Source organism: Stenotrophomonas maltophilia (assembly GCF_002799155.1).
Lineage (GTDB): Bacteria > Pseudomonadota > Gammaproteobacteria > Xanthomonadales > Xanthomonadaceae > Stenotrophomonas > Stenotrophomonas maltophilia_R.
Window position 1 is genome coordinate 2,026,267 of the sequence record NZ_NERD01000002.1, and the last position, 15,425, is coordinate 2,041,691.

General features: G+C 68.0%; 15 protein-coding genes. 8 read left to right on the plus strand and 7 right to left on the minus strand.

Going from position 1 to position 15,425, the window contains the following annotated elements; translation table 11 throughout:
- Positions 1-51: 51 nt before the first annotated feature.
- Positions 52-432, minus strand: a complete 381-nt coding sequence (locus tag B9Y82_RS09965) for a VOC family protein (protein ID WP_100472948.1) — start codon at positions 430-432, stop codon at positions 52-54.
- A 150-nt stretch (positions 433-582) separates the two neighbouring features.
- Between B9Y82_RS09965 and B9Y82_RS09970 the strand changes: the two genes are divergently transcribed.
- The 3 genes from B9Y82_RS09970 to B9Y82_RS09980 all read left to right on the plus strand — a co-directional run bounded on the left by B9Y82_RS09970 (position 583) and on the right by B9Y82_RS09980 (position 5,060).
- On the plus strand, positions 583-1,101 hold the full coding sequence (locus tag B9Y82_RS09970) for a sigma-70 family RNA polymerase sigma factor (protein ID WP_100472949.1): 519 nt from the start codon (positions 583-585) through the stop codon (positions 1,099-1,101).
- Positions 1,098-2,042, plus strand: coding sequence for a FecR family protein (locus B9Y82_RS09975; protein WP_100472952.1), 945 nt, complete (start codon positions 1,098-1,100; stop codon positions 2,040-2,042). Before B9Y82_RS09970 ends, B9Y82_RS09975 begins: the two co-directional genes overlap by 4 nt.
- A gap of 69 nt (positions 2,043-2,111) precedes the next feature.
- Entirely contained in the window at positions 2,112-5,060 is a 2,949-nt protein-coding gene (locus B9Y82_RS09980) for a TonB-dependent receptor (RefSeq protein ID WP_100472956.1), read from the plus strand.
- A gap of 103 nt (positions 5,061-5,163) precedes the next feature.
- Here B9Y82_RS09980 and B9Y82_RS09985 read toward each other — a convergent pair whose 3' ends face one another.
- Both B9Y82_RS09985 and B9Y82_RS09990 read right to left on the minus strand, forming a co-directional pair.
- Complete coding sequence (locus B9Y82_RS09985; protein ID WP_100472959.1) at positions 5,164-5,487, minus strand: DMT family transporter; 324 nt, start codon at positions 5,485-5,487, stop codon at positions 5,164-5,166.
- Positions 5,487-5,840 carry an SMR family transporter gene (locus B9Y82_RS09990; RefSeq protein WP_010485170.1) on the minus strand — a complete coding sequence of 118 codons (354 nt, stop codon included), beginning with the start codon at positions 5,838-5,840 and terminating at the stop codon, positions 5,487-5,489. The genes B9Y82_RS09985 and B9Y82_RS09990 overlap by 1 nt, the downstream gene beginning before the upstream one ends.
- Positions 5,841-6,001: 161 nt before the next feature.
- Between B9Y82_RS09990 and B9Y82_RS09995 the strand changes: the two genes are divergently transcribed.
- Entirely contained in the window at positions 6,002-6,853 is an 852-nt protein-coding gene (locus B9Y82_RS09995; protein WP_100472961.1) for a LysR family transcriptional regulator, read from the plus strand.
- Between the two features lie 85 nt (positions 6,854-6,938).
- Here the strand turns inward: B9Y82_RS09995 and B9Y82_RS10000 are convergent, their stop codons facing one another.
- Positions 6,939-7,859, minus strand: coding sequence for a M14 family metallopeptidase (locus B9Y82_RS10000; RefSeq protein WP_100472965.1), 921 nt, complete (start codon positions 7,857-7,859; stop codon positions 6,939-6,941).
- 131 nt (positions 7,860-7,990) lie between these two features.
- Between B9Y82_RS10000 and B9Y82_RS10005 the strand changes: the two genes are divergently transcribed.
- The 3 genes from B9Y82_RS10005 (at position 7,991) to B9Y82_RS10015 (ending at position 12,726) form a co-directional block, all read left to right on the plus strand.
- Positions 7,991-10,072, plus strand: a complete 2,082-nt coding sequence (locus B9Y82_RS10005; RefSeq protein WP_100472968.1) for a TonB-dependent receptor family protein — start codon at positions 7,991-7,993, stop codon at positions 10,070-10,072.
- 62 nt (positions 10,073-10,134) lie between these two features.
- Complete coding sequence (locus tag B9Y82_RS10010) at positions 10,135-11,907, plus strand: chloride channel protein (protein WP_238381583.1); 1,773 nt, start codon at positions 10,135-10,137, stop codon at positions 11,905-11,907.
- A 102-nt stretch (positions 11,908-12,009) separates the two neighbouring features.
- Complete coding sequence (locus B9Y82_RS10015; RefSeq protein ID WP_100472975.1) at positions 12,010-12,726, plus strand: MgtC/SapB family protein; 717 nt, start codon at positions 12,010-12,012, stop codon at positions 12,724-12,726.
- A gap of 15 nt (positions 12,727-12,741) precedes the next feature.
- Here B9Y82_RS10015 and B9Y82_RS10020 read toward each other — a convergent pair whose 3' ends face one another.
- Complete coding sequence (locus B9Y82_RS10020) at positions 12,742-13,149, minus strand: MerR family transcriptional regulator (RefSeq protein ID WP_100472981.1); 408 nt, start codon at positions 13,147-13,149, stop codon at positions 12,742-12,744.
- Between the two features lie 63 nt (positions 13,150-13,212).
- Between B9Y82_RS10020 and B9Y82_RS10025 the strand changes: the two genes are divergently transcribed.
- Entirely contained in the window at positions 13,213-14,040 is an 828-nt protein-coding gene (locus B9Y82_RS10025) for a class I SAM-dependent methyltransferase (RefSeq protein WP_100472985.1), read from the plus strand.
- Between the two features lie 81 nt (positions 14,041-14,121).
- Here B9Y82_RS10025 and B9Y82_RS10030 read toward each other — a convergent pair whose 3' ends face one another.
- On the minus strand, positions 14,122-14,412 hold the full coding sequence (locus B9Y82_RS10030; RefSeq protein ID WP_014037513.1) for a DUF6959 family protein: 291 nt from the start codon (positions 14,410-14,412) through the stop codon (positions 14,122-14,124).
- Positions 14,413-14,534: 122 nt separating this feature from the next.
- Positions 14,535-15,371 (minus strand): OmpA family protein, encoded by an 837-nt coding sequence (locus B9Y82_RS10035; protein WP_100472990.1) that lies wholly within the window; start codon positions 15,369-15,371, stop codon positions 14,535-14,537.
- Positions 15,372-15,425 lie beyond the last annotated feature (54 nt).

The following is a 15,425-nucleotide window of genomic DNA, read 5'->3' on the forward strand; positions in this document are numbered from 1 at the left end:
GAGCACAGCCGCGCGGGCCGCGTGTGTCGCGGCCACGCGCGTATTGGCCAATCACGACATTACGTGCACCGCGCACAGCTTGTTGCCATCCGGATCGCGCAGGTAGGCCAGGAACAGCTGGCGCCCGGCCATGGTGCGGATACCGGCCGGGTCTTCGATGGCGGTGCCGCCATGGGCCACGCCCGCATCCTGCCAGCCACGCACGGCCTCGGCGCTGTCGAGGGTGAAGCCGATGGTGCCACCGTTGGCATGGCACGCCGGCTGCCCATCGATCGGTGCAGTGACGATGAACATGCGGCCATCCTTGAAGTACACCAGCCGACCCTTGTCATCGAAGACACCCGCACGGGCGCCCAGAGTTGTGAACAGGGCATCGTAGAAGCGATGCGCGGCGTCCATGTCGTTGGTTCCAACAGTGATGTGGCTGAACATGCGGGCACTCCTTGTGGAAAGCCGCAGTGTCGGCGAGCGCGGCGGGCATCGCAAATGCACGCCTTCGGCCCGCTGCTGCGTGCACAGGGTTTGTCGCGCGCCGCTCGATCACCCTATAATGGGAATCATTCTCATTAATGATCGATGCCGATGGCCGTGCCCGCCGCCTCCAGCACTGCGCTGGCGGGGTTCTACCGCGAACACCATGGCTGGCTGCTCGGCTGGCTGCGCCGACGTACCCACAATGCCGACTGCGCCGCCGACCTGACCCAGGACACCTTCCTGCGATTGCTCAGCCGTCGCGTCGATCCGTCCGAACTGCGCCTGCCGCGTGCCTATCTCAGCACCATCGCGCACGCCCTGCTGGTCAACCACTGGCAGCGCGCGGACCTGGAGCGCGCCTACCTGGCCGCACTGGCTGCGCAACCGGAGCCGGTGCACCCGTCCGCGGAGGAGCGCACGCAGGCGCTGCAGCTGCTGCATGCCATCGCCGACATGCTGTCCGGCCTGGCCGAACGCCCACGCCGTGCGTTCCTGCTGGCACGACTGTCCGGCCTGGGCTATGCGGAGATCGGCCAACAGCTGGGCGTGTCCGAGCGCATGGTCAAGAAGTACATGGCGCAGGCGATGCTGCATTGCCTGCGCCTGTCCGGCGACGCCCCGGCATGAATGCCGCACTGGCCAGCCCCGCGCTGGAGCAGGCGGCAGAGTGGTTCGCGCTGCGCCAGCAGGGCTGGAGTGACGGCGACCAGCAGCGCTGGCGCGCATGGCTGCAGGCCGATACCCGTCATGCCGATGCGTGGCGCCGGGTCGAGACGGTCTGGCAGTCTTTTGCTCCCCTCTCTGCACCGGCGGCAGCAACGGCGCTCGATGCTGCCGGCCGTCGCCGCCGTCGCGCGCTTCGCAGTCTCGGTGGCGCCCTCGGCATCGGTGCGGTCTCCCTGCTCGGCCTGCACGGGCTGCGCGAACAACGCGGCCTGCAGACACAGCGCACCGCTGCCGGACATACCGGGCACTGGACGCTGATGGATGGCAGCCAGTTGTGGCTCAACGCCGATAGCGAAGTCACCATCGACATCGGCAGCGGCCGCCGCGCCCTGCACCTGCTGCGTGGCGAACTGCTGCTGCAGACCGGCCACCACCCCGCCTTCGCCGACATGCCCTTGAGCGTGCATGTGCCGGGCGCACGCCTGCAGCCGATCGGCACCCGCTTCGCGGTCGGCCGCGAGGCGCAGGGCAGCCGCCTGGACGTGTTCGACGGTGTGGTGCGCTGCCTGCCGCTGTTCGGCGCATCGTTGGACGTGCCCGCCGGCCGTGCGGTGCAGATCGGCCCGATGGGCGGACTCTCCCCGGTGGCTGCGGATCCGCTGCGTGGCGACTGGCAGGACGGCCGACTGCATGTGCAGGACGCGCCCCTGATCAGCGTCATCGACGAACTGGCGCGCCACCACCAGGGCTATCTGGGCTGTGATCCGGCGCTCGCCGCATTGAATGTCACTGCCGTACTGCCGCGCCTGGACAGCCTGCAGGCGCTGCAACTGCTGGCCCGCGCCCTGCCGATCCGCATCGAGCAGCGCTGGCCGTGGTGGACCGTCGTGCGTCCGCTTTGAAATCGCGGTTCCCTTTCTGTGCGCTCACCGGGCACTACAAGGGAACCCATTGCGGATGTTGCCGCCCCCATGAAACTGCCCTGCCCCTCCCCTCGCCCCCTGGCCATCGCGCTGTGCCTGGCCGTGGCGTCCCCGTGCCTGCTGCCGGCGGCCGCCCATGCACAGGACACTGCGGCCGCCACTCGCTGGCAGATCCCGGCTGGCCCGCTCGACCAGGCCCTGACCGCGTTCGGCCAGCAATCGGGCCTGTCCATCGCCGCCGACGCGCACCTGACCCGCGGCCGCCACAGCAACGGCGTGCAGGCCACGCTCGGCACGGATGCCGCATTGGCACAGCTGCTGGCCGGTACCGGCCTGGCGTTCCAGCGTGATGCCAGCGGCGTGGTGCTGCAGGCGGCACCGAACGCCGAAGCCGGCGTGCGCCAGATCGGCACCCTGCGCGTGGCCGGCGAGGCCAGCGAAGGCGCTTCGCCGTGGGGGCTCGCCGATGCCGATGCGGTCTACCGTGACAGCGGCTCGCGCGTGCACCTGGACCACCAGCAACTGGAACGCTTCCGCGGCCAGTCGATCGGCGACGTGCTGGCCGGTGCGGTGGGCGTGCATACCGCAGACGTGCGCAATGGCGGCGCACTCGACGTCAACATCCGCGGCCTGCAGGGCCAGAACCGGGTGCCGGTGATCATCGACGGTGGCCAGCAGGCCATCGACGTGTACCGCGGCTATGCCGGCGTGCAGCAGCGCAGCTATCTGGACCCGGACCTGATCAGCGCAGTCAGCATCGAGAAGGGGCCGAGCCTGGCCGCCAACGCGGCCAGCGCGATCGGCGGCGTGGTCTACATGGAAACACTGAATGTCGATGACATCCTCGACGACGGCCAGGCCTGGGGCCTGCGCGTGCGCGGCGGCGTGGCCGACAACAGCATCGACCGCACGCGCGTGTTCAAGCAGGTGGCGCGTGGCAGCGAGAACCGCAACAGCCTGCGCGACCCGCGTGACTGGAATGGCAGCGTGGCCTTCGCCCAGCGCGGCGAAGACTGGCAGCTGGTGGCCGCTTACGCACGCCGACGCCAGGGCAACTACTTCGCCGGCAGCAACGGTGCGCATCGCTACGACGACCAGCACCTGTCCAGCGGCGGCACGGGCATGTCCAGCCAGGCGGTCTCGGACATGTACCACCCGGGCGATGAAGTGCTCAACACGCACACCGACAACGAATCGGCGCTGCTGAAATTCACCTGGACACCCAACCCGGACCAGCGCCTGGAGCTGAGCCACCGCTACTTCAATTCCAGCTTCGGCGAGATCATGCCGTCGGCGATCGGTCGCGTGGGCGAGTCCAACGAATGGGTGACCTACGTGGACCAGGCCAACACCATGTTCCAGTTCGAGCCGGGGAAAATGCGGGTCAACGCCACCTCGCTGCGCCACCGCTACCGGCCCGAGGCACATCCGTGGCTGGACCTGAGCAGCACGCTGTGGTTCACCACCGCCACCAGCCGCATGTTCAACAGCAATATCGCCAATACGCCGCTGTTCAAGGAAATGGCATCCGACCAGATGCCCGACACGCTGGGCGAGACTTACGGCCCCGGCCTGCAGTCGGACGTGAAGACCCGGCGCTGGGGCGTGGACAGCAGCAACACCACGCGCTTCAGCAACAGCCTGGGCGATTGGACGCTGCGCTATGGCGCCGCCTTCCAGCATGAAGACACCGCCCCCAACTCGCCGGTGCTGCCGGTGGACTACAACAACAACCGCTACCTGCGCTCGGGCACGCGCCGCGAGGCCAGTGTGGTGGCATCGCTGCAATGGCAGCCGTGGGACTGGCTGTCGCTGACCGCTGGCGGCCGCTTCATCGACTACCGCACCCGTGACCGCAACCGCGTGGCCTTCGTCAGCGAATCGCGCGACCTGCGCTACACCTTCGCGCGCCTGAGCAAGGGTGGCCAGCTGCTGCCGGGCTGGTACAAGGAGTGGTACCCGGATGCACAGGGCAACTACACCTATGACTCGCTGCGTGCCACGCCCTATGGCGACAGCACGCTGGGCCAGGCCTATGACTTCGATGGCTTCATTCCCGATCCGCGCGGCGCCAACGGCTTCTACACCAAGCAGATTCCCACCGCCTGGGGCTACAAGCCGGCGATCCGCCGCTCGGGCCACGGCTTTGCGCCGTATGCCGAGGCGCGCTTCAACCTGGACGCGGACATCTTCTTCTACGTGAAATACGCGCAGGGCTGGAAGATGCCCAGCCTGTTCGAGTCGACGCTTGGCAACAGCACCTCGGCACCGGTGGCTGACCTGAAGCCGGAGAAGAACCGTTCCTGGGACATCGGCTTCAGCCTGCTCAAGCAGGACCTGTGGCGTGACGGTGACCGCCTGGCGTTCAAGGTGGCCTGGTTCAAGAACGATATCGACAACGCGATCACCCGTCGCTTCGATTCCAGCAACTGGGCGTTCTACGTCGACAACGTCGACAACTACACGGTGTCCGGCTACGAGCTGCAGTCCGGTTATGACGCTGGCATCGCCTACCTTGACCTGTCGGCCAGCTACTACCAGCGCGCGCGCACCTGCGATGCGGCCACCGCCAAGCGCCTGCGCGAAGACCCGTATGCGAAGTGGAGCAAGCTGGACACCACGCCGGACTGCGTGGACGGTGGCTTCGGCACCTCGTTCGTCAACGCACAGAACCCGCCGAAGTACTCGATCCACAGCACACTGGGCTTCCGCCTGTTCGACAAGCGGCTGGATACCGGCATCCGCCGCACCTACAACAGCGGCCCCACCCACGAACTGGACAAGCCGTGGAACACCACCGGTTCGACCGGCCTGCAGAACATCTACCTGCCGACCGCGATCTATGACTTCTACGCACGCTGGCAGTTCACCCCACGCAGCGAAGTGGAGCTGGTGGTCAGCAACCTGCGCAACACCTACTACATGGACACGCTGGCGATGAGCCTGATGCCCGGCCCGGGCCGCACCACGCGGCTGAACTTCACCGCACGTTTCTGAGTGCTGCAGAAACCGCAACGCCCCGGGGAGATCGTCCCCGGGGCGTTGGCTTGCGGCGGCTCACGCTCTGGTAAGTGCCAACCTTGGTTGGCACAGCGACGCGTTACTGCGCGGTACTGAGCAGCAGTACCGCGGTGGTGACCAGTGCGATACCGACCCAGCCGATCGGACGCAGGCGGTTGCCGAACAACAGGCGGCCGCAGGTGGCGGTACCGATCACGCCGATCGCACCCCACATCGCATAGGCGGTGGCCAGATCCATGTAACGCACGGCCTGGCCCAGCAGGGCGAAGGCGATCCAGACCATGACGATCGCAGCGACGCCCCAGCGCCAGCGACGGAAGCCTTCCGACTTGGCCACCATCATGTTGGCGGCAACGTCGATCAGCGCAGAACAGATCACGAAAAACAGCGCCAGGGCGTTCATCAGTGCGCCTCCCCGAGGGTGACGCAGACGATGCCGACCACCGCCAGCACCAGGCCGGCCAGCTGCTGCAGCGACAGGCTTTCACCGAAGACGGTGAGGCCGACCACGGTCAGCAGGGTCAGGCCCAGGCCTTCCCACACTGCGTAGGCCACGCCCACGGCGATGCGGCGCACCGACTGCGCCAGGAAGAAGTAGGACAGCGCCAGCGCGCCGGCCATGATCAGATAGCCGGTCCAGCCGCCATCGCGGGCGGCATGGGCCATGAACGAGGTGCCGACCACTTCGGCGACGATCGCCACGGTCAGACAGGCCCAGGCGACCAGCGCGCCACGGGCAGGAACAGTACGGGACATGTGAAGCTCCTTGCAGGGCGGGGACCGCGCCGCCTTTTTCAGTCAAGCCACGCCGTGCGTGGAGGGTCCGGAACGCCCCGCAGACGGGGGCGACGGAAGCCAGTATCATCGCCTTTTGCGGTGGTATCAAAATGGATTCCATCGACAGGAGCGATGGATCAATGCCGTATTCCCCTGAATCCCTGCAGGCCTTCGTGGAAGCCGCGGCGCTGGGCTCCTTCTCGGCGGCGGCACGTCGCCTGCGCAAGACGCAGTCGACGGTCAGCACCGCCATCGCCCACCTGGAAGCTGATCTGGGCGTCAGCCTGTTCGACCGCAGCGGGCGCTATCCGCAATTGACCGAGGCCGGCCGGCAGGTGCTGGGCCACGCGCAGGAGATCCTTGCCGCCGATGCCCGTCTGCAGCAGCTGAGCGTGCGCCTGGCTGCGCCGGTCGAGTCGCGCCTGACCGTGGTGTTCTCCGATGTCTACCAGCTGGATCCGGAGCAGCGGATCCTGCAGCGGTTCGCCGAGGCATTCCCGGAGATCGAGCTGGAATGGCTGGATGCCGAAGGCCAGGACGTACTTGAACTGGTGAGCAGCGGCCGCGCCGCGCTGGGCCTGCTGCCGCGCCAGGAGCGCTATCCGGATGAACTGATGGCACGGCCGCTGGCGCACCACAGCGAACTGTCGGTGTATGTGGCGCGCGAACATCCGCTGGCCAGCGCCGGCCGTCGCGCTGCCGCGCAGCTGGCGCGGCACCGGCAGGTGCGCTTGAGCGCCGAGGTCGACCACGCGCGCGTGGTTACCGGCCTGGCCTGGACCGCCACCGATTACCTGATGGTGATGGAGATGGCTGAGGACGGCATCGGCTGGGCCGAACTGCCGCGGGCGTTGGTGCAGCGCTACGACCGCGGGCGGCTGGTGGAAGTAGTGCTGCCCGGCTGGCCGAGGCGCATCCACAGCGACCTGCTGTGGCGCCGCGACACACCGCCGGGACCGGCCGCACTCTGGTGGGCCGACGCGCTGGGGTGAAAAAGGGGACGGAGGGGATTAAGTCGTTTGTGCCCCGGCGGTACTGGGCACAAACGACTTAATCCCCTCCGTCCCCTTTTATCTGTCAGCGATGCGCCAGCGCGTAATCCAGCGCCGAGCACACCGCCGCCACCTGGGCGTCGTTGCACTGCTGCGGGGTCGCCCGCGGGCTGTCCGGATAGACCTCGGTGGTGGTGGTGTACTTCGCACCGGTAATGCCGGCGCACAGCGCCAGCTTCACCAGCGGGTATTCGATCACGCCATGCGCCACCACCGGCGAACCGATGATCTCGCCCTTGTCGTCAGCCGGCGCGATGTGGGTGACCTTCTCCACCGCAGCGATCACTGCCTGCTGGAAGGCTGCCTGCGGGTTCTCGCTGTCGTCCACCAGGTAGAAGCCATCGGGAATGAGGCCCGGCTCGAACGGCTTGCCATCACGCGCGGCCAGCGCCGGGCGGAACTCGCTCTCGTCACTATCGGTGGTCTCGTGCAGGTCGATGTGCAGCACGAACTGGTCCTTGATCGGTGCAACCAGTTCGATCAACGCGGTCGACTCGCGGGCCGGGCCATCGGCGCGGAAGTTGCGGTTCGGGTCGATCGCATCGAAGTTCCAGCGGTTGATGCGCTCGAAGCCCCACGGGTTCACGCACGGCGCCACCAGCAGGTTGGCCCTGCCGGCATAGTCGGCCGCGTGCTTCTCGAGGAACTCCAGCGCGCCCATCACGCCGCTGGTCTCGTAGCCATGCACGCCACCGGTGACCAGCGCGGCCGGCAGCGCCGGGTTCCAGTCGCGGCTGCGCAGAGCGAACAGCGTGTAGGTCTCGCCGGCATAGTCGAGCTGGCCATAGGCCACCTTGTCGAAGCGCGAGGCCAGCGCCTCGATGCGCGGCAGCACCTCCTCGTCATAGCGACGCAGGCGCTGCTGGCGGCCACGCCACGCCTCCCGTTCCGCCGCTCCCCACGGCTGGCCAGGGGTTCCGACGGGGTAGAAAGCGGCTTGGGACATGGCAGATCTCAGCGAGTCAGGAAGCAATCGCCCACTCTACCACCGGGCCATCGGCATGAACCGGCGGCGCATTCCAATGGCGAATGGAATCAGCAATAATTCTCATTTACCACCTTCCACGACCCGCGCCAATGCCCATCCACGCCCTGCAACCGGCCCGCCTGCCCCTGGCTGCCGCCCTCGCCCTGTGCCTGCTCCCGGCCACCAGTGCCTTCGCCCAGGACGGCGCCACCACGCTGGACAGCATCCAGGTCTCCGGCAGCTGGCTGGGCACCGGCCTGCATGACAGCGTCAAGCGCTTTGCCGGCGCACGCACGGTGGTCGACCGCCAGCGCATCGAGGCCAGTGGCGCGGCCAGCATCGGCGATGCCATGCGCCGCATCCCGGGCGTGCAGGTCACCGATAACTCCGGCACCGCCGGCAGCTCGGTGTCGCTGAACATCGGCGTGCGCGGCCTGACCGGGCGCTACTCGCCGCGTTCGACCGTACTGCTGGACGGCGTGCCGCTGGCGGTGGCGCCGTATGGCCAGCCGCAGCTGTCGTTCGCGCCGACCAGCCTGTCCAACATCGAATCGATCGACGTGGTGCGTGGCGGCGGCGCGGTGCGCTATGGGCCGCAGAACGTGGGCGGCATCATCAACTTCAGCACCCGCGCCATTCCCACCGAAGCCGGCCTGCACGGCGAAGCCGGCGTGCGCCATACCGCCTACGACCATGGCGGCGGAGACAGCACGCAATACAACGCCTTCCTGGGCGGCACCGGCGGCAATGGCCTGGGCGCGGCCCTGCTTTACTCCGGCCAGGATGGCCGCGGCTGGCGCCAGGGCAGCGATGACCGCTTCAACGACCTGGCGCTGAAGTTCGCCTACGCCATCGACGCCCAGCAGGAACTGCGTGCCAAGCTGTCCTACTACGATGTGCGCTCGCTGACCCCGGGCGGCTTGACCCGTGCGCAGTACGAGGCCGACCCGTTCCAGAACACCCGTCCCACCGATTTCTGGAAGGGCCACCGCACCGGCATCGACCTGGGCTACACCAACACGCTGTCGGACAACAGCGAGTTCGAGGTGCTGGCCTATTACAACGAGAGCACCCGTGCCAGCTCGCTGATCAACGCCACCAGTACGCAGGTGACCGTGCAGCCGCGCGACTACCGTGTGCTCGGCATCGAGCCGCGCTACACCCAGCGCCTGCACTGGGGCGCCAGCGTGCACGACATCACCGCCGGCTACCGTTTCCTGTGCGAGCGTGGCAACGACCGCAGCTACACCGTCACCCGCCGCACCGGCGTGGCAAGCGCCACCAACCGCTTCGACAACGCCACCGACGCGCACGCGGTCTACATCGACGACCGCATCGCGATCGGCCAGTGGCGGATCACCCCGGGCGTCCGCATGGAATGGATCGACATGGACCGCCGCCAGGCCGGTGGCGCGGCGACCTTCAGCAGCCGCAACGACAAGGCCCTGCCCTCGATCAACATCGCCTACCTGCTGACCCCGCAGCTGACCGTGTTCGGCAACTACACCACCTCGTTCGGGCCGGTGCAGAACATCCAGCTGAATTCGCAGAGCGCCAGCAACCCGCTGAACCCGGAAATCGCCAGGACCACCGAACTGGGTGCGCGCTGGCAGGACGGTGCACTGCGCGCGGAAGTCACCGTGTTCAAGATGCGCTTCGACAACCAGATCCTGCAGGTACCGGGCATCACCCCGCCGACCTTCCAGAACATCGGCGCCACCGACCACAAGGGTGTGGAAAGCGCGCTGGAGTACCGCTTCGCCGAGGACAGCGCGCTGGCCGGGCTGGAGCTGTACGCCAACTACACCTGGACCAAGGCGATCCAGCAGTCCGGTGACAACCGCGGCCTGGACGTGCCGTTCTACTCGCGCGACACCGACAGCGTCGGCGCCCGCTACGCGCTGGCCGGCTGGACCTTCAATGTCTCCAGCACCCACCAGAGCGGCCAGTTCTCCGATGCCGCCAACACCTGGCAAGAAACCGCCGATGCGCGCGTGGGCCGCGTGCCCGGCGTGCGCCTGTGGAATGCACAGGTGGCCTGGCAGGTGCCGGGACTGGGTGACAGCGAGATCGCGCTGGGCGTGAACAACCTGGCCGACAAACGCTGGTATACCCGCAACGTCGATGGCAATGCCGGCCGCATGGTGGCTGCGCCGCGCACCTTCTACGTGCAGGGCCGCTACCGGTTCTGAGGCGATAGCCGCCCGATACAGTGACGGCGGTGCTCACGGTGGCGGCGTATCATGCCGCCACCATGTCATTGCCTGTTTCGCCATCGCGCCTGCACCTGGCCTTCCAGGGCCTGCGCCTGCGCCTGCGTGGCAGTGACCTGTGGTTCATCGCGCTTGCCCTGCTGGTCGGCCTGATCGCCGGCTACCTGACATTGCTGCAGTCGGGCATCGCACGCTGGCTGCAGGGCACCCTGTACGGGCTGGACGACGGCATGCGCCTGAGCTCCCTGCCCTCGCTGACCTGGACCGCGCTGCTGGTGCTGCCACTGGGTGGCCTGCTGGTCGGCCTGGTCAGCCTGGCCGCGACCCGGCTCAAGCGGCCCCTGCTCGATGCGGTCGAAGCCAATGCGCTGCACGGCGGCCGCATGTCAATGCGCGACAACCTGATCGTGCTGACCCAGACCCTGCTGTCCAATGGTTGCGGCGCCTCGGTCGGCCTGGAGGCTTCGTATACGCAGATGGGCGCGGGCAGCGGCTCGCAGCTGGGCCGGGTGATGCGCCTGCGTCGCAACGACGTACGCATCCTGGTCGGCGCTGGTGCCGCCGGTGCCATTGCCGCCGCCTTCGGTGCGCCGCTGGCCGGTGCGTTCTATGCGTTCGAGATCGTCATCGGCGCCTACACCCCGGCCGCGCTGGCGCCGGTGGCGGTGGCCGCGTTGGCCGGCGCGTTCGTGGCCGACCAAGCCGGCATCGAGGCCTACCTGCTGCCTGCCGCCTCAACCATCGACGTGCGAGCCGCCGACTACGCCATCTACGGCCTGCTCGGCTGCTGCTGCGCGATGGTCGGCATCGCCATCATGCGCCTGATCGCCTCGATTGAAGGCACCGTCAAACGCAGCCCTCTGCCGGCCTGGGGACGGCCGGTGGTGGGTGGACTGCTGCTGATTCCACTGGCACTGGCCAGCCCGCAGGTGCTGTCGTCCGGCCACGGCGCCCTGCACCTGGACCTGACCACGCACCTGCCGCTGATCTGGATCGGCGGCCTGCTGGCCCTGAAGTGCCTGGCCTCGGGCATCTCGCTGGGCTTCGGCTTCCGCGGTGGCCTGTTCTTCGCCTCATTGTTCATGGGCACCCTGGTCGGCGCCCTGTTCGCCGGCCTGTTGGCGATGGCCACCGGCGTGCCGGTGATCGACGCCACCTCGGCTGCGCTGGCCGGCATGGCCGCGCTGGCCGCCGCCGTGGTCGGCGCACCGATGACCATGGCCATGCTGGTGCTGGAAGGCACCCACGACTTCCTGTTGACGAGCGTGGTGATGAGCGCGGTGCTGGTGTCCAGCACGCTGGTGCGGCAGTGGTTCGGCTATTCGTTCTCGACCTGGCGCATGCACCTGCGCGGTGAAACCATCAAGAGCGCCCGCGATGTCGGCTGGGTGCAGAACCTCAATGCCGGTCGGCTGATGCGCAAGGGCGTGGCCACCGCCCCGGCCGACCTCGATGCCGCTGCTTTCCGCCAGCGTTTCCCGCTGGGCTCCGGCACCCGGGTGATCCTGATCGACAGCGAGGGACACTACGCCGGCATCGTGCAGATCCCGCGCGTCTACGCTGACGGCGTGGAGCCGGAGACCGCGATCGGCGAGCTGGCCGAGAACCGTGACGTATCGCTGTCGCCGGCCGCTGACGTGGTCAGCGTGATGCAGCGCTTCGACCAGACCCAGGCCGACGAACTGGCGGTAGTCGCCGCCGACGGACAGGTGCTGGGCGTGGTCTCCGAAGCCTTCGTCCGCAAGCGCTACGCCGAGGAGCTGGACAAGCGCCAGCGCGAGCTGATGGGCGAGCGCGTCGAGGACACCGACTGATCTGCTAAAAGGGGACGGAGGGGATTAAGTCGTTTCTGGCACATCTGGATATCCATGCGTCGGCGTGGATCGACTGTCACTTCGGCGGGGTAGACTCCAGCCATGCGCTTCATTGAAACCTTCCAGGCCGGCCCCTTCGCCGACACCGTGGTCAGCCTGCTGGCCGCCTTCGTGCTGGGCACGCTGATCGGCGCCGAACGCCAGTACCGGCAACGCACCGCCGGCCTGCGCACCAACGTGCTGGTGGCCGTCGGCGCCGCCGCCTTCGTCGACCTGGGCATGCGCATCGCCGGTAGCGCCGAGGCGGTGCGGGTGATCTCCTACGTGGTCTCCGGTGTCGGTTTCCTCGGCGCCGGCGTGATCATGAAGGAAGGCATGAACGTGCGCGGCCTGAACACCGCCGCCACCCTGTGGTGCTCGGCGGCGGTCGGCAGCTGCACCGGTGCGGACATGCTGGCCGAGGGCGTGCTGCTGACCGTGCTGATCATTGCCGGCAACACCCTGCTGCGGCCGCTGGTCAATGCGATAAACCGCATTCCGATCAACGAGACCGCCACCGAAGCGACCTACGAGGTGCGCCTGAGCGTGGATGCCGAAGCCGTGCCGCGGGTGCGCGAACGCCTGGTCGATGCGCTGGAGGCTGCGCAGTATCCGGTCGGTGATGTACAGGTGGTCGAGCATGCCGACGCGCCCACTGATGTGATCGCGGTGCTGGTCAGCACGGCCGTCAGTGCCGACGAACTGGACGTGGTGCTGGCGCGGATGGAAGACGTGCCCGGCGTGCTGCACGCCACCTGGGAAGTCAGTACCCGCGATTGAAAGGGCGTGGATGGTTCACCCACCCGCCCTGCGCTGCTGCGCCCGGAGCAGCTTTCGGAATGAACCGCACTGGCGTGCATCCTGCGCTTCCGGGCAAGCCGCCGCCCGCTGCAGGTGACGGCGTATCCGCTGCAGCTGGGTGATCTGTTGCTGCAGCACATCGGCCTGCGCCAGCAGGGCCTCACGATCCAGCGTGAGGCATCCGCGTTGAGGTGGCAGCGATGCCCCGATCTGCTGCAGCGACAGCCCTGCCGCCTGGCCGAGGCCGATCAGCGCCAGCCGTTCCAGCACCTGCTCGTCGTACTGCCGGCGCAGGCCGCGACGGCCCAGGGCCTGCAACAACCCCAACTGCTCGTAGTAGCGCAGGGTCGAGGCCGGCACGCCACTGCGCTTCACCACCTCGCCGATGTCCAGTTCACGCACGGGCTTGACCTCAAGTCGCCTTCAAGCATCAACCTATGGCCAACTTCCCGGAAGGACAAGGCCATGGCCAGTACATCCCCCGTTGATCAGAATGCGCTCTGGAATGGCCCCGGCGGCCAGATCTGGGTCGCCCAGCAGGCCATCCTCGATGGCCTGTTCCAGCCGATGGCCGACCTGCTGGTGGCCGAACTTCCGGAGACCGTCACGCAACTGCTCGACATCGGCTGCGGTACCGGCGCCAGTCTGCTGGCCGCAGCGGCCACGCGCCCGGCGGCACACTGCACCGGCCTGGACATCTCCGCGCCGATGCTGGCGCTGGCCCGCCAGCGCGCCGAGGCGGCAGGACTGAACGCGGACTTCATCGTGGCCGACGCGCAGCGGCATCCGCTGCCGTCCGTGCACTTCGACTGGATCCAGTCGCGGCTGGGGGTGATGTTCTTCGAGGATACGGAGGCCGCCTTCAGCAACCTGCACCGCGCGGCGCAACCAGGCGCGGGGCTGCGTTTCATCGCCTGGCGCAGTGCCGACGAGAACCCATTCATGACCGCCGCCGAGCGCGCCATCGGTGGTGAACTCGATCTACCACCCCGTGCGCCAGGAGCACCCGGCCAGTTTGCCCTTGCCGATGGCGAGCGCGTGCGGCGCCTGCTGCAGGCCGCTGGCTGGAAAGATGTGGAGGTGATTGCAGTGGACCTCCCCTGCTCCATCGGCCGCGACGAGCTGCCGACCTACGTCGGCCAGCTGGGCCCGTTGGGCCTGGCGCTGCGCGCGATGCCGGAAGACCGTGCCGCCGTGCTTCGCAACAGGGCACTGGCTGCATTCGCGCCGTTCATCGAAGGCGACCGCGTTCGCGTGGATGCCGCCTGTTGGCTGGTCCGCGCCCGGGCGTAGGAAAAGGGGACGGAGGGGATTAAGTCGTACTTGCCCCAGGTGTGCCGGAAGCGACTTAATTCCCTCCGTCCCCTTTTTCTTTCACAGCGCCTCGCCGGCGTCGGCCAGGCGCGATTCGATCAGTGCGTACCACTGCTGCAGCACGTCGATCAGCATGTCCAGCTCGGCATCGGTGCGCTGTGCGCGGCCGCTGCGCAGGCAGGCCTGGGCTTCCTGCAGCTGGGCCAGGAAACCGGCCACCGTATCAGCCTGCAGGATCAGGCCCGGCAGGCGTCGCCCGGGGATGCGCACCACGGCATGGTTGCCGAGCTGCCCGTACACGCTGAGAGTGGCTTCCGTCTTCATGGAGAGGGGCAGGAATTGGGCATTCATCGCGTGCACCGTGGAAAACCTGAGCCGCCGGCAGGCGTGATCAACGGGGGAGACGTAACCACGTCCTGCCGACGGTCAGGGGGGACTCGGGATGCCGGAGCGATGCCCCGGCGCAGGAAAACTCAGCGTGGCTGCGCCACCCCGGCGATCTGCACGCGGCGGTTCGGCGCCAGGCAGGCGATCAGCTCGCGACGATTGCGCTGGTCGCACTGCACGACCGGCTCCGCCGCGCCACGTCCTTCGGCACTGATGCTGGCCGCGGGCACCCCGCCCTGGACCAGTGCGCTGCGCACGGCGTCGGCGCGGCGCTGCGACAGTGCCTGGTTGTAGCTGGCACTTCCGATCCGATCGGTGTAGCCGGTCACCCGGATCGACTGAACCTGCGCGGCCTCGCGTACCTGCGCCAGGATGCCCTGCACCGCACGCTGCCCTTCCGCGCTGAGCACCGCGCTGTCGAAACCGAACAGCGCGTCGGCCGACAGCCGCAGCGGCTGCTCCGGTAGCGGTGCCGGTGCCGGCGGGGCTGGAGGCCGCGGTGGTTCCAGCACAGCCGCGCACGATTCCGGCTTCCAGTAGCCGCCCTGCGCGATGCCCTTGCTGTCGAATCGGACCTGGAACTGGCAGGTGAAGTACTCCGCGCCCTGTGCAGTGCGGAAATTGAACAGGTAGTTCCACTCGCGCACGCCCCACATGCCTTCATTGAAATGCGGCGTACCCAGCAGCGTGTACAGCTGGCGCTTGCTCATGCCCGGGGCGAAGCGGCGCAGGTCGGCGACGTCGGGATAGATGCCTTCCTTCAGCGAGGCCTTCGAGGCCTCCGGGAAGTGCACCGAAGTGGCTTCGGCAGGAGCGTCGGCGGCCGGTGCATGGCTGCGGCAGGCGGCCAGCAGGCCCATTCCCAGGATCAGGCCCAGCGTGGCGGCGAGCTGGCCGCCGCGGGCGATGCGATGCTGTTTCATGTCATTCCCCCTGTAGACGTTTCCGCGATGCCGGGCCGCGCGTGCGGCCCGGCG

Excerpts from the sequence above, each read along its gene's own strand:
- B9Y82_RS10025 (WP_100472985.1), top strand. The coding sequence starts at position 13,213 with ATGGCCAGTACATCCCCCGTTGATCAGAATGCGCTCTGGAATGGCCCC.
- B9Y82_RS09965 (WP_100472948.1), bottom strand. The coding sequence starts at position 432 with ATGTTCAGCCACATCACTGTTGGAACCAACGACATGGACGCCGCGCAT.
- B9Y82_RS09970 (WP_100472949.1), top strand. The coding sequence starts at position 583 with ATGGCCGTGCCCGCCGCCTCCAGCACTGCGCTGGCGGGGTTCTACCGC.
- B9Y82_RS10005 (WP_100472968.1), top strand. The coding sequence starts at position 7,991 with ATGCCCATCCACGCCCTGCAACCGGCCCGCCTGCCCCTGGCTGCCGCC.
- B9Y82_RS10010 (WP_238381583.1), top strand. The coding sequence starts at position 10,135 with ATGTCATTGCCTGTTTCGCCATCGCGCCTGCACCTGGCCTTCCAGGGC.
- B9Y82_RS09995 (WP_100472961.1), top strand. The coding sequence starts at position 6,002 with ATGCCGTATTCCCCTGAATCCCTGCAGGCCTTCGTGGAAGCCGCGGCG.
- B9Y82_RS09980 (WP_100472956.1), top strand. The coding sequence starts at position 2,112 with ATGAAACTGCCCTGCCCCTCCCCTCGCCCCCTGGCCATCGCGCTGTGC.
- B9Y82_RS10015 (WP_100472975.1), top strand. The coding sequence starts at position 12,010 with ATGCGCTTCATTGAAACCTTCCAGGCCGGCCCCTTCGCCGACACCGTG.
- B9Y82_RS09990 (WP_010485170.1), bottom strand. The coding sequence starts at position 5,840 with ATGTCCCGTACTGTTCCTGCCCGTGGCGCGCTGGTCGCCTGGGCCTGT.
- B9Y82_RS09975 (WP_100472952.1), top strand. The coding sequence starts at position 1,098 with ATGAATGCCGCACTGGCCAGCCCCGCGCTGGAGCAGGCGGCAGAGTGG.
- B9Y82_RS09985 (WP_100472959.1), bottom strand. The coding sequence starts at position 5,487 with ATGAACGCCCTGGCGCTGTTTTTCGTGATCTGTTCTGCGCTGATCGAC.
- B9Y82_RS10030 (WP_014037513.1), bottom strand. The coding sequence starts at position 14,412 with ATGAATGCCCAATTCCTGCCCCTCTCCATGAAGACGGAAGCCACTCTC.
- B9Y82_RS10000 (WP_100472965.1), bottom strand. The coding sequence starts at position 7,859 with ATGTCCCAAGCCGCTTTCTACCCCGTCGGAACCCCTGGCCAGCCGTGG.
- B9Y82_RS10035 (WP_100472990.1), bottom strand. The coding sequence starts at position 15,371 with ATGAAACAGCATCGCATCGCCCGCGGCGGCCAGCTCGCCGCCACGCTG.